Raw genomic sequence first — 22,867 nt, 5'->3', positions numbered from 1 at the left:
ATTTATGCACATTAAAAGGGTTACCCAATGACAGAAAAAAATAACCAAACGCCTGAACTTAGCGCGTTTTTAACCACAGTAAAAGAAACACAGCAAATATGGGCATTACAAGAACCCGTAAGTGGCGATTGGGTTATTGTAAGCTCGGTAGATTTTGAAGATACAGATGTAATGCCATTGTGGTCATCTGAAGAGCAAGCAAAGCTACAGTGCACCGAAGAATGGAAAGATTACGCTCCAGCCGTCATTTTATTGCAAGACTGGTTCGAATTTTGGATTGAAGATTTAGCTGAAGATGGTGTGATGATAGGTATAAACTGGCACGACGAAGCAAGCTATCAAGAAATAGACTTGGCTGATTTTTCCCAACAACTCGCTGATGTTGAAGTGTTAAAATAATTTAATTGCTTAAAAGCGCGAGTAAAGCCAGTGCCATGCAAACAACGTTATAATTTAATCAAGCTGTTTGCATGGACTGAGACTTAATCAGCCTCAGTAATGCAGATCTTTCTATTCTTTATCTACTAATAGTTGTTCAAACCGCTCTGATCCTTTTAAATGCTCAAACGATTTCTCAATAAGTATTTCTTCTCGTAATATTTCTGAAAGCTGAATGGCGATTTGTATATCGTCGATTGCATCGTTGATATTGCCAAGCTCGGCATTTGCACAGGCTCTTTGCCAAAAAGCAAACGAGTATTGACTGTCTTTATCAATTGCTTGGTTAGCTAAAGAGAGTGCCCACTTTTTCTCTCCCATATCGAGTAATACATCAGCTTTATAGGCGATTGCTTCAACTTCATCAGGGCGTAATTCAAGTATTTGGTCATAAATATGAATTTTTTCTTTATCACTTTTTTCAAGAGCGGCACGCATCCAAAGTGAATGAATTTGGTTTGTGATGGAGATGTTTTCTTGGTTTGCGAGAATTTGTTCTGAACGCGATTTCATCTTGTTTTCTATTTCACTTAATCGCGCTTCATATACTTCTGTCAGTGTGGATAGCTTTTCAGACGTAATGGTTTCAATGGTTTCACGCATATCTTTAAGTGAACGCCAACCCATAATAACCAATATTGAAGCGGCGGCAGTGATGATATAAAAAATCACGTTAGTTGTATCTGCGGTGTATCTAATGGCGCGATCAGAAGCTTCAAGTTTAGCATCGGCAACACGGTCTATTACTTCGGCGCGCAAATGCTGTTGTTCCTGCCTTAGGTTTTTTAAGTCATCCAAAATATAACGCTCAATAAAAGGTTTAAATAACGGCTCTTTAAAGTCGGGCTGCGCCACTGCTGGAGGAGTTTGCTCGTTATTCGTTTCAATGTGTTGCGAGTTGTATTGCTTGTTCTCTTTTTCTGCTATAGGTGCTTGCTCAGCAGTTTGTGCTTGTGTGGAAAATATATGAAAACAGCACATCATTAAGAATGCAACATGGATGCTTTTAACTATGGTATTGGACATTTAGGGCTCTATTATTTATTCGTTTGTTATAATGTTGTCTGGAGGGGCTACAACTTTTAAAGCTTGAGGAGCAATTCTTATTTCAACCTCGTCGCTTGAAAATTCTTCTCCGTCAATTACATAGTCTAACTTGTCTTGCGCTTTAATACGAATGCTAGATGCTCGGGTATGATTGGTGACATTATTTAAAGGCTGTTGGGTGAGCCCTTCAATCATTAATTCAGCTAAGCCGATAAAGTGTTGACCGCCATTTTCACTTGGCGAAAGCCATGTAATATCTAAATAGCCATCTTTTAGGTTAGGCTCTCCAGCACCTTGCGCTAATAGTGTGGTAAAGGGGGATGCATTGGCAACAACGAGGCTTCCCGTGACTATTTTCTGTTCAGGTTGATCGTCAATTTGTATCGTTAAATCTAGCTGTTCATTATTACTAATTGCCTGTAATAGCCCTTTGATGTACGCAAATTGGCCTAATAAGTCTTTTTGTTCACGAGTAGCAAACTCAATCATTTTTTGTTCAAAGCCAATACCGACCAATAGTAATACTATTTTATCGTTGCAATATCCCACATCAATCGTATGAAGATGTCCTTCTTTAATGCTTTGGCAGGCACTAGCGATAGGTGCCAACTTAGATTTTGTACCCCAAAGAACATGGCTGAGCGCATTGGTCGTGCCGATAGGAATGATGGCCAGTTTTGTTTTAGTATTCGCAACTTGTGAAGCTACTTCAGAAACGGTGCCATCACCGCCACAGGCAATGACTATTTCTGCACTGTCTTGTAATGCTTGTTGAGTTAATTCAGTCGCGGTGGTATCTAAATCTGTTAGCTTGATGGTTAAGTCTAAGTATGGAGAAAGCTCTGCAACAATTTCCTCTTTATGAATATCCCATTTACCACCACCAGAGACTGGATTGGCAATTAACCATACATTTTTTGTAAGTTTGAAATCTTCACTGTTGCGATATTTTTCAAACTTCTTCAATTGCTTTTTATTTAGCCCCGCTGTGCGACGTACCTCTTTAATTTGCTGCATAACTTGATTAAACGTTTTGTCTTCTTCTTTGGCGAGTAAATAGGCGGCTGCCATTAATACTGAGCGACCTCTACCCAGTGCGCAATGCACGATAACGTTTCGGTTATGGCTAACGTGTTGATGGATCCAATTAATGCCTTGTAAAAGTTGGGCTTTTGTTGGGGTTGAGTGATCGAGTACGGGGATATTTAAATAATCAATATCTTCGTCCGTTAAGCTCCAATCTAGCGAATTAAATTCCGCTGTGACATCCAGTACACCGCCAATTTCTAGAGATTTTAGCTCTTCAATATCAGAAGGGAATAGGCGACAGGCAACAAATAAGTGTTCATCAATTTGTTGAATAGCAGGCACTTTATCTGTTTTTCTTGCCCATGAGTTATATAACTGACAACCGATAAAAAAAGGAAAAAATAGCCAGCGAATATAAATTGGAATTGTGCCATCTTCACGCTTTCTAAAGATGCTTGCACTATTTAATTGATAAGCCGAATAGACTAGTAATAGTGAAGCGCCAATCCAACCGACAATAAATTGAGAGAAAAAAGTGTCGAAGTACCCCAGTGAAAGAATGCATAGCAATCCGAAAATAAGATAAAAATTTATTATAATCATGTAATTGCCTTTATTGAACTGGATTTAAGTGAAGTTACAGCTTTGCATCCAGTCTAGTACAAATGATTTAATAATCAACATGTTAAATTTATGGCACTGTTACCTGAAAAACGTTAGTACAATAGGTTAACGAGAAAATATTCATTAATGATGAATAAATACATATTTAGTTCCTAAAATAGGTTTGCTTTCAACGTTTTAACTGGTTAAAATATGATTAGATTGTATTTTGTAAAAAAATATTTCATTGTCTCTTATTGGATTTGGTCGTGTTATGTCGTTAAAGTTCTATGCCTGCTGCTGGCTAGCTATCATCTTAATATTTTCATCTAAATCGCAGGCAACAGAAAATGCGCTCAAGCCTCAAGTTAAGCAACAGCCAAGTACGTTAATCTTTTCACACATTCCATTTGCCGATGCAGTTAAAAACTATGCGCCTATAATCAGGGAAGCTTATCAAGATATCGGTGTAAAGGTGCAACTCGTCGAGATACCTGGGATCCGAAGTGTAAATACGAAAAAAGCAAAAGAGTATGATGGTGCATTAATGTTACTGAATACCTCTGAAGATCTTAATTTATCATTTATTCGAGTGCCAGTGGTGCTTAGCGAAGTAAACATGTTTTTGATTTGTGCAAGCCATGTGTGGTGCAGCGAGAACATCTTGCATGATGAAACTAATGTGATTGGGGTGGTGAAGGCGAGTACGGCATATCGATTTTCAGAAAACTATCCAATTACCAAATACCTGATAAATGATTATGCAGTGTTGAAAAAAATGCTGTTACGAAAACGTTTTAATTACTTCATTACTTACCAAGATAGGTTTGCATTATATCAAGCTCCAACTAAATATCGTGCCATTAACTTATCTTCTTCTCCTATGTATTTATATCACTATATTCACCAAAAGCATCACAAGTTACTTCCTAAAATAACCGCTGCGTTAGCAAATAGAGTCGGCAAGCTTAAGCAATACTCTGTGGTTCGATGAATGCCAAAAGCTAGGTAAAAACTATGATATCCTTACCTAAATCGGTTCATTATTTTTTGTCTATATGTATATAAATCCAAACTGGCGAGTTCTTACGGTAGGTGACGGAGACTTGTCATTTTCATTGGCGTTGTCGCAACAACAATTATGTCGAGAGTTAGTTGCTTCGATATATGATAACCCTGATCAATTAATCGAAAAGTATGGCGAAGATCAGCATTTAAGTGCGCTGCATAAGCAAAATGTTTCTGTATTAACAGCGTTCGATGTTACCAATGAAGCTTGTTGGCATAGACTTGATAATACTAAATTTGATCTCGTTATTTTTCAGTTTCCGCTACTACCGGGATTTACCAGTAAGCAAGCTTATCAGTCGCAGTGCAATAAGTTGGATGTAAACACCTTAAACCGCCGCCTTCTACGCACCTTTTTAATTAATGCTGAACGCTTTGCATTAGACAGGCATGGGGCTCAGTTATGTTATATCACCTCTAAAGATGTTAAACCCTATAACGAGTGGGATATTGAGCGTTCGATAGCACAAAAAACAGCGATGAAGTATGTAGGGCTAATGGCATTCGATGCTAGTCAATTTATTGGTTATCAGGTCCGTAATGTGGATCGAAATAAATATGTAAAAGATACCAGTGGTAAAACTTACGTATGGACGCGAGAAAGCAATCAGCAATTGGAGCCGAGCTTACAATTAACAATCACGTCATCGCAAAAACGAGAGTTAATGGTTGACGAACATAATAGTGATAGCTGCATAATATGCAACGCAGGCCCGTTTCAATCGGCGAAAGATAAGCAAGCACATTTAAATACGAATAAGCATAGCAGGTTACAACGATTTGATCAGCTTTGGCGAATGGAACTTGCGTGTAGTGATTTAGACGGTAGTGAAGAAGGGGAAGGTTGCTAAGTAGCTAGGACGGTGATGAAACTTTAAAAAGTAATACGATTTAAATTTAATAGGTGACATTTTTGCATTAAAACAATACATGGCTGCGAAAACACAGCCATGTATTCATCGGTTATTTATATAACCTTATTTTGCTTCGCGGCTTGCACGCTTACGTTCATTTTCAGTAAGTAACTTCTTACGAATACGAATGCTTTCCGGTGTAACTTCAACAAGCTCATCGTTATCAATAAACTCTAGTGCTTGTTCAAGTGACATTTGAATTGGTGGCACAAGTGTTTGTGCTTCATCAGTACCAGATGCACGTACGTTGGTTAGCTGCTTACCTTTCAATGCGTTTACAGTTAAGTCATTATCGCGGCTATGAATACCAATGATCATACCTTCATAAACTTCAACACCGTGACCGATAAATAAACGACCACGCTCTTGCAAGTTAAAGAGTGCATTGGTTAATGCTTTACCAGTAGCATTTGCGATTAATACACCATTTTTACGTTGACCAATTTCGCCACCTTTGTGTGGACCATAGTGATCAAATGAATGGTACATTAGGCCAGAACCAGATGTCATGGTCATGAAGTCAGTTTGGAAGCCAATTAATCCACGACTTGGAATAGTAAAGTCTAAACGCATACGACCTTTACCGTCTGGTGCCATATCGGTCATTTCAGCTTTACGTAAACCAAGCTGCTCCATTACTGAGCCTTGGTGTTCTTCTTCAATATCAATTGTTAGGTTTTCGATAGGCTCTTCAAGTTGACCATCTACTTCACGTAAAATTACTTCTGGACGCGATACGGCTAATTCATAACCTTCACGACGCATGTTTTCAATAAGGATACCTAGGTGTAATTCACCACGGCCTGATACGCGGAATTTATCTGGATCAGGTGTTTCTTCAACGCGCAATGCAACGTTATGTACTAACTCTGCTTGCAAGCGTTCAAGGATATTACGTGAAGTTACATATTTACCTTCTTTACCACAGAAAGGTGAATTGTTAACTTGGAAAGTCATGGTTACCGTTGGTTCATCAACTGAAAGAGGTGGTAACGCTTCAACAGCGTTTTGATCACAAATAGTGTCAGAAATTTTCAGTTCGCCCAGACCGGTGATTGCAATTATATCACCAGCAGTAGCCGTAGTTACTTCATGGCGGTCTAAACCTAAGTAACCTAATACTTGGCCAACTTTACCATTGCGTGTTTTGCCGTCAGCACCTACAACAGTTACTTGTTGATTCGTTTTTACACTACCACGCGTAATACGCCCAACACCAATTACACCTACATAAGAGTTATAATCAAGCTGTGAAATCTGCATTTGGAATGGACCTTCTGCATCAGCGTCTGGTGCTTCTACCTGCTCGACGATAGTTTCGAAAAGGGCAGTCATATCTTCTGCTGGTTGATCTGCTTCGTGAGAAGCCCAACCATTCAAAGCTGAAGCATAAACAACTTGGAAGTCTAACTGTTCATCAGTTGCGCCTAAGTTATCGAACAAATCAAATACTTGATCCATAACCCAGTCAGGACGTGAGCCAGGCTTGTCGATTTTGTTAATGACAACGATTGGTTTTAAACCTTGTGCAAACGCCTTTTGTGTTACAAAGCGCGTTTGAGGCATAGGGCCTTCCTGTGCATCAACTAATAATAATACAGAGTCAGCCATTGACATTACACGCTCAACTTCACCACCAAAGTCGGCGTGTCCTGGTGTGTCTACAATATTAATGCGGTAGTCGTTCCACTTTATGGCAGTATTCTTAGCAAGGATCGTGATACCACGTTCTTTTTCAATGTCATTTGAATCCATCACGCGCTCTTCAGCTTCGCCACGGCTCTCTAACGTGCCTGACTGCTGTAATAGCTTGTCAACTAAGGTTGTTTTACCGTGGTCGACGTGCGCAATAATTGCTATGTTGCGTAGATTGTTGATATCACTCATTTATTTCTCACTCATGTACCATTTTAAGGCGTGCTTGGTGGTTCAAACTGGGTTAGCAAATGCAATTGCTAATTTGCCATGAAAACCTTTAACAGCCTATCAACTGTTAATTTAGGGCGCGTATTGTACAGGTAAAACCGACAAAGGGCTAACGAAGTTATAGTATATTTTTGTTTATTTTTTACGCTAATTCGTTAATGCGGTAAAAGTGATTGTTAACGCAGGTTTTTTCAAGAAAGTGAAGGGCGAGTTAAGAATGGAAATATTTGAAATCTGTACTAATTTTTATGTTACGTACTTTATTGTTGCACGGTTTTGGTGCTTACTATATTTAGTGGTGCACTATATTGGTGCAGTGGGTGTGTGATATTTTAAGGGGTGGAGTCAACCTATTGATAATTAAATAAAATATATATTGGCGTGGTATTCGCATAGAGAAAACAACTAACTTACGTACAGTATTGTTCGTAACATCAATATTTATTGTTAGAGATATCAATAACCGTGGAGGAATCAATGTCTCATTCAGTGTTAGAGTTCATCAAGGAAAATGAAGTAAAGTTTATTGACTTACGTTTTACAGATACCAAAGGTAAAGAGCAGCACGTAACTATACCTCATCACCAAATTGATGAAGACTTTTTTGAAGATGGCAAAATGTTTGATGGCTCTTCAATTCTAGGATGGAAAGGTATTAATGAATCTGACATGATTTTGATGCCTGATGACAGCACCGCTGTATTGGACCCATTCTCTGAAGAGACAACCCTGATAATTCGTTGTGACATTGTTGAGCCGACTACAATGCAAGGCTATGAGCGTGATCCGCGTTCTGTGGCGAAGCGAGCAGAAGATTACATGCGCTCTGAAGGTATTGCAGATACGGTTTTAGTTGGACCTGAACCAGAATTCTTTGTATTTGACGATGTAAAATTTAAAACGGATATGAGCGGCTCTTCATATAAAATTGATTCAGCAGAATCTGCATGGAACTCTGATAAACATTATGAAGACGGTAACTTAGCGCATCGCCCAGGCGTGAAAGGGGGTTACTTTCCTGTTCCACCAGTTGACTCTGCACATGATTGGCGTAGTGCAACGTGTTTAGTAATGGAAGAAATGGGCTTAGTTGTTGAGGCTCATCACCATGAAGTAGCAACATCGGGTCAAAATGAAATTGCTTGCCGTTTCAACACGTTAGTCAATAAGGCTGATGAAGTACAAATTTATAAATACGTTGTGCATAACATGGCGCATTTATACGGTAAAACCTCTACTTTTATGCCTAAGCCTGTTGTTGGTGATAATGGCTCAGGTATGCATGTGCATCAGTCTTTAGCAAAAGATGGCGAAAATTTATTTGCTGGAGATAAATACGGTGGCCTTTCTGAAATGGCACTTTACTATATCGGTGGCATTATTAAACATGCTAAAGCGATTAATGCTTTTGCAAATGCGACAACAAACTCTTATAAGCGTTTAGTACCAGGCTTTGAAGCACCTGTTATGTTAGCGTATTCTGCACGTAACCGCTCTGCATCAATTCGTATACCTGTTGTACCATCAGCTAAAGCACGTCGTATTGAAGTGCGTTTCCCTGATGCGGCAGGTAACCCATATTTAGCATTTACCGCAATGCTTATGGCTGGGCTTGACGGAATTAAAAACAAAATCCATCCAGGCGATGCAATGGATAAAGACTTGTATGACTTGCCTGCTGAAGAAGCGGCGGAAATTCCTCAAGTTGCTTCATCACTAGAAGAAGCGCTTGATGCGTTAGACATGGATAGAGAGTTTTTAACTGCTGGTAATGTAATGACGGATGACATGATTGATGCGTATATTGCGCTTAAGCGCCAAGATGTTGAAACATTGAATATGACTACGCACCCAATTGAATTTGAAATGTATTACAGCGCATAACGTACTTGATGTATACCCACTGTAATTAAAAACTACAGGTCAAACCAATTTTAAAAAGCCCGTTTTTAAACGGGCTTTTTGCATTTTAGTCGACTTTAGTCGATTCCAGTAAGCAGGTTCTACTGGTATTTTTTAAGCAAAAAAGGTAAAGTGCCTACGTTTAAATATAGGTAGTATAGGTTTGTTTATTTTCATGAAGAAAATACTTTTTATTTTGTTGATAGGGTTTGTCACGTCATTGCATGCAGAGCCAAAAAAAATCTTTGTATGGCAAGATCCTAATGGTGTGTTAGTGTTTTCGGATACGCCAAAGCTTAATGCGGAAGAAATTAAACTTAATACTAATCCAAACATTATTAAGTCGGTTAGCGCTGCTATTTTCGACGCTAGTAACACTGAAAAAAATGCGAAAGAAGAATATAAGATTTCTATCGAGCAACCTAAAGAGTTAGGTACAGTTCGTGATAATACTGGTTCAGTATATGTGTCAGGAAAAATCGAGCCTGTATTTGAGCGAGGCTTAAAAGTTAAGCTGTATTTAGATGGCACGCTGTATGGCGAAGCTAAGAATTCTTCAATTTATATTTTGCGAGATGTAGACCGCGGAGAACATCGAATATACATGGAGTTGCTTGATAAATCAGGCAAGGTTATTGCAACAAGTCCTACCAGAACGTTTTATTTACATAAAAACTCTATTATCAACCCAAATTAGTGCACTTATTCTAATCAGCATGTAAATTCTGTTGAATGATTGCACTGTTTTGGTGCATGGTCGGCAGTGATGAATAATTTAAACACAACACAAATTGTAGATATTGATATTATTAACAGCCTGTCGGTTGCAGTAGTGACTGTAACGGCTGACTTAAATATTGTGCAAATTAATCATGCAGGCGTTGCGTTATTTCGGTGCAGCGAGAAACGTATATTAGAGCGCCCATTATATGCGTTTTTTCAACAATGTGATTTTGATTTAGATCGCATCTCTAAGATCATTGAAGACGGTAGTAGCTTTTCTCAGAGTGAATCTCAGCTAATATTTCACGATTCACGGCCTGTACTGGCTGACATAAATTGTAACTCGATTAATCAATATGCAGTTCTCGAAATCAAGCAAATTGATATGCAAAAACGTATATCACAAGAGAGTTTGTTACATCATCAGCATACTGCTTCACGAGAGTTAATACGAAACTTGGCTCATGAAATTAAAAATCCATTAGGTGGCGTAAGAGGTGCGGCGCAACTATTAGAGCGCAACCTTAATGATATAGAGTTGAAAGAGTATACCCAATTAATTATTGAGCAAGCTGATCGATTAAAGAACCTAGTCGATAGGCTATTAGGACCTAATAAGTTGTTGCAGCGTGAATGGGTTAATATTCATCAAGTACTTGAATCAGTTAGAAAAGTAATACAGGTAACAATGCCAATGCAAGCGAGTATTGTGCGTGACTATGATCCAAGTGTACCTGATGTATTGATAGATGCTGAACTGGTTCATCAAGCAGTGCTGAACATTGCTCAAAATGCACAACAGGCTATTCAAGAGGATGGTATTATCAAACTTAGTTCACGCATTATGAGTCAAGTTGTTCTTAATGGTAAAAAGCATGCGCGTGTACTCGCTATTGGCATTTCAGATAATGGTGAAGGCATCCCTGATGAGCTAAAAGGTACTTTGTTTTTCCCTATGGTCTCGAATAAAGAAGACGGTAACGGTTTGGGATTATCGATAGCCCAAACACTTATTCATCAGCACGGTGGTCGGATAGACTGCGAGAGTTGGAGTGGTCAAACAGAGTTTATTATCATTCTTCCTATAGGAGAGTCACAATGATGCAGGTCGTATGGGTTGTAGATGACGACAGTTCTATTCGTTGGGTATTAGAAAAAGCATTGAAAGGGGCACATATTCACTGTGAATCATTCGTCTCAGCAGAGTTGATGCTTCAACGGTTAGCTTATGAAAAACCTGACGCGATTGTATCAGATGTTAGAATGCCGAAAATTGGTGGGTTGGAGTTAATTGATAAAGTTCATAGTCAGTACCCGCATATACCTATTATCATTATGACCGCACACTCTGATTTAGATAGTGCGGTTAATGCCTACAAACATGGTGCTTTTGAATATTTACCCAAACCGTTTGATATTGACGAGGCGATTCACCTCATCGAGCGTGCTTTTGAACATAGCAAACAATGCCAAAATCAACCCGAGCCTAATAACGAGCAACACACGGTTTCCGAAATAATCGGAGAGGCGCCCGCGATGCAAGAAGTATTCAGGGCCATCGGCAGATTAAGCCGCTCAACCATAAGTGTACTCATCAACGGGCAATCTGGTACCGGTAAGGAACTAGTAGCTAGTGCGCTGCATAAACATAGCCCACGCGCACAAAAAACATTCATAGCACTTAATATGGCCGCGATTCCAAAAGATTTAATCGAAAGTGAGTTATTTGGCCATGAAAAAGGTGCATTTACGGGGGCGGCGACTGTAAGACGTGGTCGCTTTGAGCAAGCTGATGGTGGAACACTTTTTCTAGATGAAATTGGTGACATGCCGCTCGATGTTCAAACTCGACTGTTACGTGTTTTAGCAGAAGGTCAGTTCTATAGAGTTGGAGGTCACGAACCGAGAAGTGTTGATGTAAGAATTATTGCGGCAACCCATCAAAACCTAGAGTTGTTAGTGCACGAAGGAAAGTTTAGAGAAGATTTATTTCATCGGCTAAATGTGATTAGAATTCATTTACCCTCATTAGCGGAAAGAAGGGAAGATATACCTGCATTGATCTCGCACTTTCTAAAAGTTGCCGCAAAAGAGCTTAATGTTGAACCAAAATCAATGAAGGCGGATACATTAGCTTATTTATCTCAATTAACTTGGCCTGGTAATGTTCGACAACTTGAAAATACTTGCCGCTGGTTAACTGTTATGGCGAGTAGCCAAGAAGTACATTTACAGGACTTACCTCAAGAGTTACAAGCGGCCAAAGATAAACTACAAGATACACATTCAGATGAGCAAGGTTGGCAGCATGCATTTGCCCTTTGGGTAAATTCTCATTTAGAGCAAGGGCATGAGAGTATTGCTGATAAAGCGCAAGAAGAAGTTGAGAAAATATTGATTGATCAAGCTTTACATTTTACTCGAGGTCACAAACAAGAAGCTGCAAAAAAAATTGGTTGGGGAAGAAACACACTAACAAGAAAATTGCAGGAGCACTCCATTGCTACAATTGATCTTAAAAATTTGCGTTTACGTAAAAACGATTAATTCAGGTATAAATTAAGCGGTATGTTGTTGTGCATTCATTTGATGATGAGCAATAATTTGACTATCAAACGATGCGGCAGTTGCCTCATAAAATTCAGGGGCATTCGCCATTAATGCATGTTTTATCTTCTCTTTGCTGATGGCAAAAGCAGCACGCTTCCCCTTAAAGTCGATAAAGTTACTCACTTGTTCAAACTCAATGCCTACTTGTCTTAGGCGTCGATGTAGTCGCTCTTCCATAAGCGCATAGGATACACTGATATCTGAACAGTGTGCTATATATGAAAATACACCGAAATACAGAGCATTAGAAAACAATCTACCTACTTTATCTGGATGAGGTTGACCATTATTGATCAAGTTTAGGCCATCAATATATTTAGGAACCGCTAGCCTTGAAAACTCACCAGCAACATGCTCTGTTGAGTCCACTTTTTCAGATAAACCACAGTACATTTTTTTTGCTTGAAAGTATCGCTCAAAAGGGAGCCCTAGATTTTCACTGCCTAGTACCGTTCGAATAGTGCCGATATAATTACCAGACGCTTTATGCTTAACAAGTATAGGAATCGAGTTAACATCAAATTCATCTGTTTCCATATGATCTGGATAACGTAAGGAAGGTTCAAGGTGCCACTCTTCGCAGTACACTTGATAACGGATTTTATAGCTCTCTTTTTTGGTTTCGCTATCTAATCCTAAGACAAGATCGTAGTTCTCATAGAAGCTACTCAAATTAGTCATATTCATGGTATTGTCTATTATTTTATTTGTCCGGCTATAAAGTTCAGCGCCAAACTCCTTATCAACACCGTACAACTGAATAATGCCACTAATCCGGCTTTGTTTAACTATTGTGGACCACAATTGAAAAACATAAAAGTATTAGTTACAAAATATTTTCTTTTTTTTTAATATTTAGAATAAAAATGAATCTAAATATTGACACATTTACACATACAACTGTTCACTTTATGTAAAAAGAAATACTTATTACATAAAGGCATAACTTAACTAAGAGCGTAATCTTATTAACGACTTAGATGAATAATTCTTTAGGAAAATCTAATTTATATTCAAGGCCAATGATTCTAGCGGATAGTGGTAACTTATAAAAGCTATATTTTTCATTAATATAATATTTTTTCGATGGCTTTTTTATTCATTATTGGTTTTATCAAAAAGCGAAGAGTTAATATTAATGTCAAGTTATTTTTACAATAAATAAACCTTCATGGTGTTAATTATTAATGTGCTTTCCTTAGAGTATTAGCCATTAATATGCGAGTATATTGGCTGATATTATTTATTTGTTACATTGATTTACATTAAGTGTTTTTGGCTGCCCATACTCTTTTTTCAATCCCTTTCACCACTAACTCACTGACTGCTTTTTCAATAGCTTGTTTTACGCAAATATGCATAGGTTCATTATCAGAAAAGCCGCCTTCAGCTTCTGCTAACCGTTTAAAGCTAACATAGCGAAAGAACCCCGCCCGTAACTCTTTACTTAATACTTTTTTACTGGTTGAAACGGAAATAAGTACTTGGCCTGTTCTAACATCAACAGCTCGCATATAGATAGAAATAATATCTTCGCGATATAACTCCGATGCACTAATGCCAAAGTATTCAGCGCCAAACCCTCCAGTTTTCACATTGGAGTCATAGCTAATGATCCCACCCTCTATCAATATTTTAGCTGTCGCTAGAGGGGGTAATTCTTGTTTATCGTCATCTTTTTGTGAGGCACGTATGATTTTTCTCTCAGTTAAAATATTTTGCAAGCCTTCACGTTCCATTGGCAAAAACCAGTCGGAATCGCTTAAAGTTTGCATCAGAATAGAGGTTGCCCCTTGAGTCACGGCTGTTGAAAAAGAGCTAACATTGGTTTGTGGTTTATATTGGCCAGTTTGATCTCTGAATGAATAAACGGAAACGGGGATTCTGCCTTTAGGTTGAGGCAAACCTTCCAGCTCTTTATATGTTTCGGTAACTTCCAAAACTTCCGCATTGGTTAATTCAGGTGAACTAAGCTTAGATACTGTAGAGCACCCTGAAATAAAAATACTAATAAGAAAAAATAATGCATACTTCATTTTGTGGACTCAATAAGTGATTAATAAAAGACTAAAATTTAAGGAAAATCTATTCCGCCAGCGCCGATGCCGCTACCGTTTGTCTCAAACCTTGGAACAACAATTATCGTTGTTTCGGATGACTCAAGATTAGTGAGTTCGACTGTAATACTATCGGAATCACTTGTGATAATTGTAATTTGATAGCCTCCACTTACAAATGTTTGATCTTGTCCGAAAATACTATCTTCTGGTAGGTTTTCACCGAAGGCTTCATCAGTGATTTCTCTGACCATTTTATTAATGTAAGCTCGCTCAAGAGATTCTTGAAAGCGATCTGCGTAAGTTTTTTCTAATTGAGGCGCTTTATGCTTATTTTGTGATTGAGCCTTACTAAGTAAAAAACTACCATTTATAGGGTTTCCGCCAAAGCTTGGGTTAGTTGGTGTGTAGACCAATTCTGATGACTGGCTAGGTAAAGATAATAAAAATAACACTGAGACTAATAAGCGCTTTTGCATGACTACCACCCATTTTCTGCAATATCTGGATTTTTTACACTGTATTGGGATTGAGCGATTGCATCAATTAATACTTGTGTAGCCTGTTCTACTTTTTCTTGGACCGGGGAGTATCTCCGTCCAAAATACGTAACATAAATAACTTTATTGTTCATTTTCATCACTAAACGTGTTCCAGCGTGTGGAACTACCTGCTCTATTAATGCCACATTAATACTCTGAGTTCTAGGGATGTCGTACCACAATTGACTAAACTGGTAATAAAAATCTCTACCAAAGCGAGAAATTGTGTTGTCGAGCAGTAGTCCACCAACTTCAACTTCTTGCTTAGCTGGTGCTTGAAACGAAGAGAGTAGTAGAAAAAGAATACTTAATTTTTTTAGCATGAAACTAACTTAACAAAATAAAGGGGCAAATGCCCCTTTAAAATATTAATTATTTTTACTGCTGGTCAATTGTTGCGTGGTTCCAATCACCAACCTGGTCAACAAAAATAGAGCCTGCACCACTAATGATATTACCTTCAACAATATTTCCATTACCATCTTGGTAGATTGTTAACGAAATACCATCTCCGCCAACTAACATAGAGTTACCATCGTAACCCGTAACCATATTCTCGTTACCAAATTGATTAATGTTAATTGAATGATTATTACCTTCCACTAACATATCAACACTGTTGTCATCACCCAGTTGTGAAAGAGAGATAGTGTTAAGACTAGTTTCTAAAATAGATGCAAGTCCAATAACTGCGTCATTAAAGTCACCATCTTGCATAATGTCTATGTCATTGCCATCAGAAGGATTCCCTTGGCTTTGAACAACTGAAGTATTGCCGTCGCCCGTCTGAGTAACATCTATGTCGTTCATATTTCCGTCAAAATTAGCGATGTGGCTTGAGTTTTCACTTCCAATTTGAGTAGTAGTGAATTCGTTACCTACGCCCATGACGCCAGAGTATGCAGCGTTAGAGTCACCATTTTGATTAACTGTCTGTTCATTGTCATCTCCAACAGCATCAATATCAATATGGTTTGAATCTCCAACTTGATTCATAACCATACTGTTACCGTTACCCATTAACATAGGAGAACCAGCCCAGTTATTATTGCCTTCTTGATCAATTGAAATGCTATTTTCATCGCCGTTCATTTCAAAGATATTTGCAACGTTGCGGTCACCGCTTTGTTCTGCTTCAAACTCATTATTATTGCCAGTGATGCTTGTAACACGAGTAACGTTCCAATAGCCATCTTGCTCTAATACGATTTCATTTGAGTCGCCCTGAACACTTTCAAAGTGAGCTTCTTGCCAATCACCAGTTTGTTCAGCTGAAATTTCATTATCGTTACCATTCATATCACGGTTAAAAAGCCAATGGCCACCGCCATCCTGCTCAACTATGATTAGATTGTCATCACCTTCAATGTCATTAATTATTTGATTACCCAGCCCTTGGAATCCAGAACCTGACATGCTTAATTCAACGATGTTTCCGCTACCAGTTAGAGTCGTGTCAGACTCGTTCATGTCGCCATCTTGATTAATTATCAACGTATTTACGTTACCAGTGATCTTTCCAAGTGCAATATTATCTGCACCATTTTGCTCTATTTCTGTGATGTTATCTTCGCCTATTACGATAACTTGCAAGCCGTTTAAATCACCGCTTTGGCTTAATTTAGCATTACTGGCTACACCACCATTGGCGTTTTGAGAGAGTATCACAACGTTACCAGTTGCATTTGTCATGATGTCAGATTCAACTAGTTGAACACCTGCTCTTGACTCTGCATTTACGCCAACACTTGCTGTACCTAACGCGATAGCGATAGCACTAGTTAATATAGATTTATTGAGTTTCACTGTATGCTCCATCTAATTTTTTGTCATCAATATTGAGTAATATTGACCACCATTGAGTTTCCTAACTGGTGAACAGTAAATTGTTGTTCGCCCAATTGAGTTATATTCGCTATGTTGGCATCGCCCTGTTGAATGACAGTTCCAAGGTTGTGATCCCCATACTGTGCAAGATTGACAATATTACCTTGACCGTCTTGCACAATATGAGCTTGATTAAACATCCCTTGCTGCATAATATCGGTTGAGTTTGCCGCATTAGCTGCTTGGTTAACCGTTGCTGTGTTATATATTCCGTACTGCGTTATCACAAGTTGTTGGTTTGTAATAGACGCTGTAGTTGAAAGGCTCAAAGAAAGTGGAGAGTCCTTTAAATCGATATCACTAGAAGCAGCAGGTGAAATCATACAAGTAGAAAGAAGGCAAAAAAATAGCCCTTTAATAACCAGTGCTTGACTGGTGCTAAAGGTTTTTTTGGGCGTTCTATTTATGTGTATGGGTTTCATTGATTACTACTACCTAATAAATATCAAGTTGCGTAAATGACTCTATAGAGTTGGATTATTCTTAGATATCCCCAGAAAGTGTGATATTTAAAATTTCAATGTAAATCATTGCATTGCGCTTTAATTGAGAGTGAATCTCGTTTGTATTGGTAATATTTTAATGAAAAGGTATTACTTGTGATGACTTGCAGCTGTTTACTCATATGGCTAGTTAGATTGATGATTAGATAGTATAAAAAGGTGGTTTTATGCGATTGTTAATCCAGTAATTAATCCATAATTCGTATTTTTGAATTTAGTACTAGCTTTATTAACTATTTTTTGAGTAGAGTGTTCGGGTTGCTTATATTCCAAAATGTAGTTGTTATGTTCAAATGTGGAGAATCTATAGGGTATCCAGAGAAATCTGGGTATATAAAGTGTCTGAATTAGGATTCAAAACATGAAAACCAAATTATCAGTATTATCGATGGCTTTATTGCCTTCTTTAGCGATGGCTTCTATCCAAATAGAAAATACAAAAGAGCCAGCGTTCAAATCAGATTCAATTATTGTTGTATATAAAGATAATGCATCAGCATTACAAAAACGTGAAGCTAGACAATTAGTGCTTGGTAAAATCTCTGATCTTAATAAAGATGAGATTGATGATAAGTTCCGCAATATTAACGGCGGCAGAATGGCTAATTATAAGTTATCTGGCATTTCTGCAAAAGACGCAATTGCAAAACTGAAAAATCATCCAGCAGTTAAATATGCTGAACCTGATTATATTGTTAAAGCGCAAGTAACTCCTAATGATCCTTCTTATGACAGCCTATGGGGCTTGCACAATGAAGGGCAGACTGGTGGTACTGCAGATGCTGATATAGATGCGCCTGAAGCTTGGGAAATTTCAACTGGTAGCAGTGATGTAATTGTTGCAGTTATTGATACTGGTGTAGATTATAGCCATCCTGACTTAGCTGCTAACATGTGGGTCAACCCAGGTGAAATTGCAGGAGACGGTCTTGATAATGACGGTAACGGCTATATCGATGATGTCCATGGTATCAACGCTATTAATAGTAGCGGTGACCCAATGGATGATAATGCCCATGGTACCCACGTTGCTGGTACCATTGGTGCTGTAGGCAATAACAATGAAGGTGTAGTTGGTGTTAACCACGAGGTATCAATCATAGGTTGTAAATTCCTTGATGGTGCTGGTTCAGGTTCAACATCTGATGCGATCGAGTGTTTAAACTACATGGTAACGTTGAAAAACAGTGGTGTTAATGTACGTTTAACAAATAATAGCTGGGGCGGCGGTGGTTCTAGCCAAGCAATGCAAGATGCAATTTCTGCTAACGAAGCAGCTGATATCCTGTTTATTGCTGCAGCTGGCAATAGCTCTGTAGACAATGATTCTAGCCCACACTATCCATCTAGTTATGAGAATGAAGGTGTGCTTTCAGTTGCTAGTACAACACACACTGATTCAATGTCTTCTTTTTCTAACTATGGACTAACTAGTACCGATTTAGGTGCACCAGGTAGCTCAATATTATCAACTGTACCAGGTGGCGGTTATGACTCATTCTCTGGGACATCAATGGCTACTCCTCACGTAGCTGGTGCAGCTGCTCTAGTTCTTTCAGTTAACCCTGATTTAACGCATTTAGAATTAAAAGATATTCTAATGACTAGCGGTGACGATAATGCTGCGATGAATGGCACTACGGTTTCAGGTAAGCGTTTAAATGTAAACAATGCATTAGATGCTGCTGATCCAACTCCTGGCTTTAAGTTCAGTGTAACACCAGTTAACACAACAGTTATTGCAGGTGAATCAGCAGTTTATACATTCGAAGTTGGCTCGATTGCAGAGTGGAATGGTGATGTTACACTTTCATTAGATGCATCTTTAGAAACTGCAACATTATCTGATACTACTGTATCTCCTGGTGATACATTTACTTTGACAGTAGATACTACTAGTGAAACTCAGTGGGGTAGCTATGACTTCACTGTAACAGGAACAAGTGGTGAATTAGTTAAAGAAAAGACAGTAGGTTTATATGTATATCCACAAGGCCTTACAGACTTTACTTATGCTAACAATACACCTGTAGATATTCCGGATAATACTCCAGAAGGCATTACTTCTGTAATTTCTATCCCTGATGATATTACTGTATTTGGTTCAAGTACGTACGTAAACATTACTCATACATGGATTGGTGACCTTGTTGTTACATTAACATCTCCAGCTGGAACAACAGCTACACTACATTCAAATGCTGGCGGTAGTGATGACAACATTGATCAGAGCTTTGCTTCTGCCGCATTTAATGGTGAGTCTGCTGCTGGTGATTGGACGCTGCATGTGTCTGACCATGCAGGTCAAGATACTGGTAGTTTAAATAATTGGGCACTAACGGTGACTGGTGTTGGTGAGGTACTTCCTGCTGCACCTGAAGCTGACTTCACAGCGGAAGTTGATGGCCTACAAGCTACTTTCACAGATGCAAGTACAGATAATAACAACGATATTACTACATGGGCTTGGGACTTCGGTGATGGTGCTTCATCATCTGATATGAACCCTGTTCATACTTATGCTCAAGCTGGTAGTTATGAAGTTGCATTAACTGTAACTGATGCTGAAGGTCAGTCAGATACTAAAGTTATGATGGTTACAGTAACTGATGTTGTGATTGAGTTAGATGTAAAACGTGCTTATAAAACGCGCTTAGGTAGAATGCGTGTTGATATCGTTTGGGCTGGCTCATCTGCAGATATGGTTGATATTTACCGTAACGGCGAGAAAATTGATACGGTTGAAAACAATGGCATCTACCGTGATCGCGAACGTCGTGTAACTGAAAATACTTTCGTATATAAAGTATGTGAATCTTCAGGTGCATGTTCAGAAGAAGTAACGGTTAACTTTTAATACCGATTACTACTTTGACATAAACATGTATTAGTAGAACCCATAAGTCGCCAATTTAATTCAATTTAAGTTGGCGACTTAATTTATGCAGGTATATGAAGCGATATTAACTGAACTACAGCCTTAAATTGATTTCAACCCATATACTGTTGAACTTTGTCTAATCTAAATAATATATCGTTCTAATCTCACTAGAGAGCTAGTAATAAGCTTTAGGAAAATTGCGTTATTAAAACCTCAGAGGGTAGCCTCAAGGGCAATAGTTGCAGAGCATTAAATCAATGACTTAAACGCTGTTGTGGTTAACAAACAACCGAACAAACAAAAAAGATAAAAAAGTACTTGCGCTGTTTTTAAATCTCCCTATAATGCGCCTCCACACCAACGGGGAAGCAAGCAACATCAGCCAAACCAAACGGTTTAACAAGCACTAAGTTCAAACGTTAAATTAGGTGTCAAGGTTAACCAGTTAATCGAATTTGAAAGAGTGAAGTTTTAAAAAAACTTTTCAAAAAATAAATTAGATTAACTGCTTGACTTTGAAAACGGAAAGCGTAGAATGCGCATCCCGCTTCGAGCTAAACGGTAACAAGTTACCAACCAGCACCAAGCACTGTTCTTTAACAATTTGTAATCAATCATCTGTGTGAGCACTCACAATAGAGATTAGAATCTAAGAGCTTCGGCTCAATACGATATTTAAATCTCAATAGTTTTGTAGAGTGACTCAACAGTCAATATATACAGAATTCATTGAGCTGAAACTTCGGTTTCAACAAAACTTTTAATTGAAGAGTTTGATCATGGCTCAGATTGAACGCTGGCGGCAGGCCTAACACATGCAAGTCGAGCGGTAACATTTCTAGCTTGCTAGAAGATGACGAGCGGCGGACGGGTGAGTAATGCTTGGGTATATGCCTTAAGGTGGGGGACAACAGTTGGAAACGACTGCTAATACCGCATAATGTCTACGGACCAAAGTGGGGGACCTTCGGGCCTCACGCCTTAAGATTAGCCCAAGTGGGATTAGCTTGTTGGTGAGGTAATGGCTCACCAAGGCAACGATCCCTAGCTGGTCTGAGAGGATGATCAGCCACACTGGAACTGAGACACGGTCCAGACTCCTACGGGAGGCAGCAGTGGGGAATATTGGACAATGGGCGCAAGCCTGATCCAGCCATGCCGCGTGTGTGAAGAAGGCCTTCGGGTTGTAAAGCACTTTCAGCGAGGAGGAAAGGTTGTCAGTTAATAGCTGTCAGCTGTGACGTTACTCGCAGAAGAAGCACCGGCTAACTCCGTGCCAGCAGCCGCGGTAATACGGAGGGTGCGAGCGTTAATCGGAATTACTGGGCGTAAAGGGCACGCAGGCGGTTAATTAAGTCAGATGTGAAAGCCCCGGGCTCAACCCGGGAACTGCATTTGAAACTGGTTAACTAGAGTACGAGAGAGGAAAGTAGAATTTCAGGTGTAGCGGTGAAATGCGTAGAGATCTGAAGGAATACCGATGGCGAAGGCAGCTTTCTGGCTCGATACTGACGCTCATGTGCGAAAGCGTGGGGAGCAAACAGGATTAGATACCCTGGTAGTCCACGCCGTAAACGATGTCTACTAGCAGCTCGGTTCGTCAAGAACTGTTTTGCGCAGCTAACGCATTAAGTAGACCGCCTGGGGAGTACGGCCGCAAGGTTAAAACTCAAATGAATTGACGGGGGCCCGCACAAGCGGTGGAGCATGTGGTTTAATTCGATGCAACGCGAAGAACCTTACCATCCCTTGACATCCAGAGAACTTACTAGAGATAGTTTGGTGCCTTCGGGAACTCTGAGACAGGTGCTGCATGGCTGTCGTCAGCTCGTGTTGTGAGATGTTGGGTTAAGTCCCGCAACGAGCGCAACCCCTATCCTTAGTTGCTAGCAGGTAATGCTGAGAACTCTAAGGAGACTGCCGGTGATAAACCGGAGGAAGGTGGGGACGACGTCAAGTCATCATGGCCCTTACGGGATGGGCTACACACGTGCTACAATGGTAGATACAAAGGGCAGCAAGACCGCGAGGTGGAGCGAATCCCATAAAGTCTATCGTAGTCCGGATTGGAGTCTGCAACTCGACTCCATGAAGTCGGAATCGCTAGTAATCGTAGATCAGAATGCTACGGTGAATACGTTCCCGGGCCTTGTACACACCGCCCGTCACACCATGGGATGGGTTGCTCCAGAAGTGGTTAGCCTAACCTTCGGGAGGGCGATCACCACGGAGTGATTCATGACTGGGGTGAAGTCGTAACAAGGTAGCCCTAGGGGAACCTGGGGCTGGATCACCTCCTTACCAAAAGATTCGACGCTATTGTCGAGTGTTCACACAGATGATTAGATTACAAAGTCAGAGCAAAGAACAACACACCTAACGGTGCTTGTATATTGGGGCTATAGCTCAGCTGGGAGAGCGCCTGCCTTGCACGCAGGAGGTCAGCAGTTCGATCCTGCTTAGCTCCACCAATAACTCAAAACTAAATGTTCTTACCAAGAATCTTTACTTTTGAGCTTCTGCTCAAAACTGCTCTTTAACAATGTGGAAAAGCTGATAATTAAATCCAGCGTATGAATAACTGAGCAACAGGCAACTGTTGATTCATACGCTAATGACGTAAATGTCACTCTATTTGGTGGTGTCGCAATTGCGATTATCAATCAATTACTCATAGAGCGTCGTTATTAATCATAACGACATTGTCCATCTTTGGACAAAACTAGCGCATACTAAC

General features: G+C 39.4%; 17 protein-coding genes, 1 tRNA gene and 1 rRNA gene. 10 read left to right on the top strand and 9 right to left on the bottom strand.

The window, feature by feature from the left end; genetic code table 11:
- The first annotated feature begins 27 nt into the window (after positions 1 to 27).
- Positions 28 to 399 carry a DUF2750 domain-containing protein gene (locus tag HUU81_RS14940; RefSeq protein ID WP_199609713.1) on the top strand — a complete coding sequence of 124 codons (372 nt, stop codon included), beginning with the start codon at positions 28 to 30 and terminating at the stop codon, positions 397 to 399.
- Positions 400 to 510: 111 nt separating this feature from the next.
- Here the strand turns inward: HUU81_RS14940 and HUU81_RS14935 are convergent, their stop codons facing one another.
- Entirely contained in the window at positions 511 to 1,464 is a 954-nt protein-coding gene (locus HUU81_RS14935) for a tetratricopeptide repeat protein (RefSeq protein ID WP_233520521.1), read from the bottom strand.
- A 15-nt stretch (positions 1,465 to 1,479) separates the two neighbouring features.
- Positions 1,480 to 3,117: a diacylglycerol kinase family protein gene (locus HUU81_RS14930; protein WP_199609712.1), complete on the bottom strand. Its 1,638-nt coding sequence runs from the start codon at positions 3,115 to 3,117 to the stop codon at positions 1,480 to 1,482.
- 274 nt (positions 3,118 to 3,391) lie between these two features.
- On the opposite strand from HUU81_RS14930, the gene HUU81_RS14925 reads away from it, so the two are divergent.
- Together HUU81_RS14925 and HUU81_RS14920 are read left to right on the top strand one after the other, a co-directional pair.
- A complete protein-coding gene (locus HUU81_RS14925; protein WP_199609711.1) occupies positions 3,392 to 4,111 on the top strand; it encodes a hypothetical protein in 720 nt (239 codons plus the stop codon).
- 64 nt (positions 4,112 to 4,175) lie between these two features.
- Positions 4,176 to 5,036, top strand: coding sequence for a class I SAM-dependent methyltransferase (locus tag HUU81_RS14920; protein ID WP_199609710.1), 861 nt, complete (start codon positions 4,176 to 4,178; stop codon positions 5,034 to 5,036).
- A gap of 126 nt (positions 5,037 to 5,162) precedes the next feature.
- On the opposite strand, the gene typA is transcribed toward HUU81_RS14920, so the two are convergent.
- Positions 5,163 to 6,986, bottom strand: a complete 1,824-nt coding sequence (gene typA, locus HUU81_RS14915) for a translational GTPase TypA (RefSeq protein WP_199609709.1) — start codon at positions 6,984 to 6,986, stop codon at positions 5,163 to 5,165.
- Between the two features lie 516 nt (positions 6,987 to 7,502).
- Here typA and glnA point away from each other — a divergent pair.
- The 4 genes from glnA (at position 7,503) to glnG (ending at position 12,197) form a co-directional block, all read left to right on the top strand.
- Positions 7,503 to 8,909: a glutamate--ammonia ligase gene (glnA, locus tag HUU81_RS14910; protein WP_199609708.1), complete on the top strand. Its 1,407-nt coding sequence runs from the start codon at positions 7,503 to 7,505 to the stop codon at positions 8,907 to 8,909.
- A 193-nt stretch (positions 8,910 to 9,102) separates the two neighbouring features.
- Positions 9,103 to 9,624, top strand: coding sequence for a DUF4124 domain-containing protein (locus tag HUU81_RS14905; RefSeq protein WP_233520520.1), 522 nt, complete (start codon positions 9,103 to 9,105; stop codon positions 9,622 to 9,624).
- Between the two features lie 69 nt (positions 9,625 to 9,693).
- Positions 9,694 to 10,752, top strand: a complete 1,059-nt coding sequence (glnL, locus tag HUU81_RS14900; RefSeq protein WP_199609707.1) for a nitrogen regulation protein NR(II) — start codon at positions 9,694 to 9,696, stop codon at positions 10,750 to 10,752.
- On the top strand, positions 10,749 to 12,197 hold the full coding sequence (glnG, locus tag HUU81_RS14895) for a nitrogen regulation protein NR(I) (protein WP_199609706.1): 1,449 nt from the start codon (positions 10,749 to 10,751) through the stop codon (positions 12,195 to 12,197). Before glnL ends, glnG begins: the two co-directional genes overlap by 4 nt.
- A gap of 12 nt (positions 12,198 to 12,209) precedes the next feature.
- Here glnG and HUU81_RS14890 read toward each other — a convergent pair whose 3' ends face one another.
- The 6 genes from HUU81_RS14890 to HUU81_RS14865 form a co-directional block, all read right to left on the bottom strand.
- Positions 12,210 to 12,947: a PEP-CTERM/exosortase system-associated acyltransferase gene (locus HUU81_RS14890; RefSeq protein ID WP_199609705.1), complete on the bottom strand. Its 738-nt coding sequence runs from the start codon at positions 12,945 to 12,947 to the stop codon at positions 12,210 to 12,212.
- A 578-nt stretch (positions 12,948 to 13,525) separates the two neighbouring features.
- Complete coding sequence (locus HUU81_RS14885; protein ID WP_199609704.1) at positions 13,526 to 14,296, bottom strand: CsgG/HfaB family protein; 771 nt, start codon at positions 14,294 to 14,296, stop codon at positions 13,526 to 13,528.
- A gap of 38 nt (positions 14,297 to 14,334) precedes the next feature.
- Positions 14,335 to 14,796, bottom strand: a complete 462-nt coding sequence (locus HUU81_RS14880; protein WP_199609703.1) for a curli assembly protein CsgF — start codon at positions 14,794 to 14,796, stop codon at positions 14,335 to 14,337.
- Between the two features lie 2 nt (positions 14,797 to 14,798).
- Positions 14,799 to 15,182 carry a CsgE family curli-type amyloid fiber assembly protein gene (locus HUU81_RS14875; protein WP_199609702.1) on the bottom strand — a complete coding sequence of 128 codons (384 nt, stop codon included), beginning with the start codon at positions 15,180 to 15,182 and terminating at the stop codon, positions 14,799 to 14,801.
- Positions 15,183 to 15,237: 55 nt separating this feature from the next.
- Complete coding sequence (locus tag HUU81_RS14870) at positions 15,238 to 16,665, bottom strand: autotransporter outer membrane beta-barrel domain-containing protein (protein WP_199609701.1); 1,428 nt, start codon at positions 16,663 to 16,665, stop codon at positions 15,238 to 15,240.
- 26 nt (positions 16,666 to 16,691) lie between these two features.
- Positions 16,692 to 17,168: a curlin subunit CsgB gene (locus HUU81_RS14865; RefSeq protein WP_199609700.1), complete on the bottom strand. Its 477-nt coding sequence runs from the start codon at positions 17,166 to 17,168 to the stop codon at positions 16,692 to 16,694.
- 442 nt (positions 17,169 to 17,610) lie between these two features.
- Between HUU81_RS14865 and HUU81_RS14860 the strand changes: the two genes are divergently transcribed.
- From HUU81_RS14860 to HUU81_RS14850, 3 genes are all read left to right on the top strand, one after another.
- Complete coding sequence (locus HUU81_RS14860) at positions 17,611 to 20,106, top strand: S8 family serine peptidase (RefSeq protein WP_199609699.1); 2,496 nt, start codon at positions 17,611 to 17,613, stop codon at positions 20,104 to 20,106.
- A gap of 785 nt (positions 20,107 to 20,891) precedes the next feature.
- Positions 20,892 to 22,431, top strand: a 16S ribosomal RNA gene (locus HUU81_RS14855).
- A gap of 94 nt (positions 22,432 to 22,525) precedes the next feature.
- Positions 22,526 to 22,601: transfer RNA gene (locus HUU81_RS14850), tRNA-Ala, on the top strand.
- The last annotated feature ends 266 nt before the right edge of the window (positions 22,602 to 22,867 follow it).

This window comes from Flocculibacter collagenilyticus (genome assembly GCF_016469335.1).
Classification (GTDB): Bacteria; Pseudomonadota; Gammaproteobacteria; order Enterobacterales; family Alteromonadaceae; genus Flocculibacter; species Flocculibacter collagenilyticus.
This window is presented reverse-complemented; position numbering and strand designations above follow the sequence as displayed.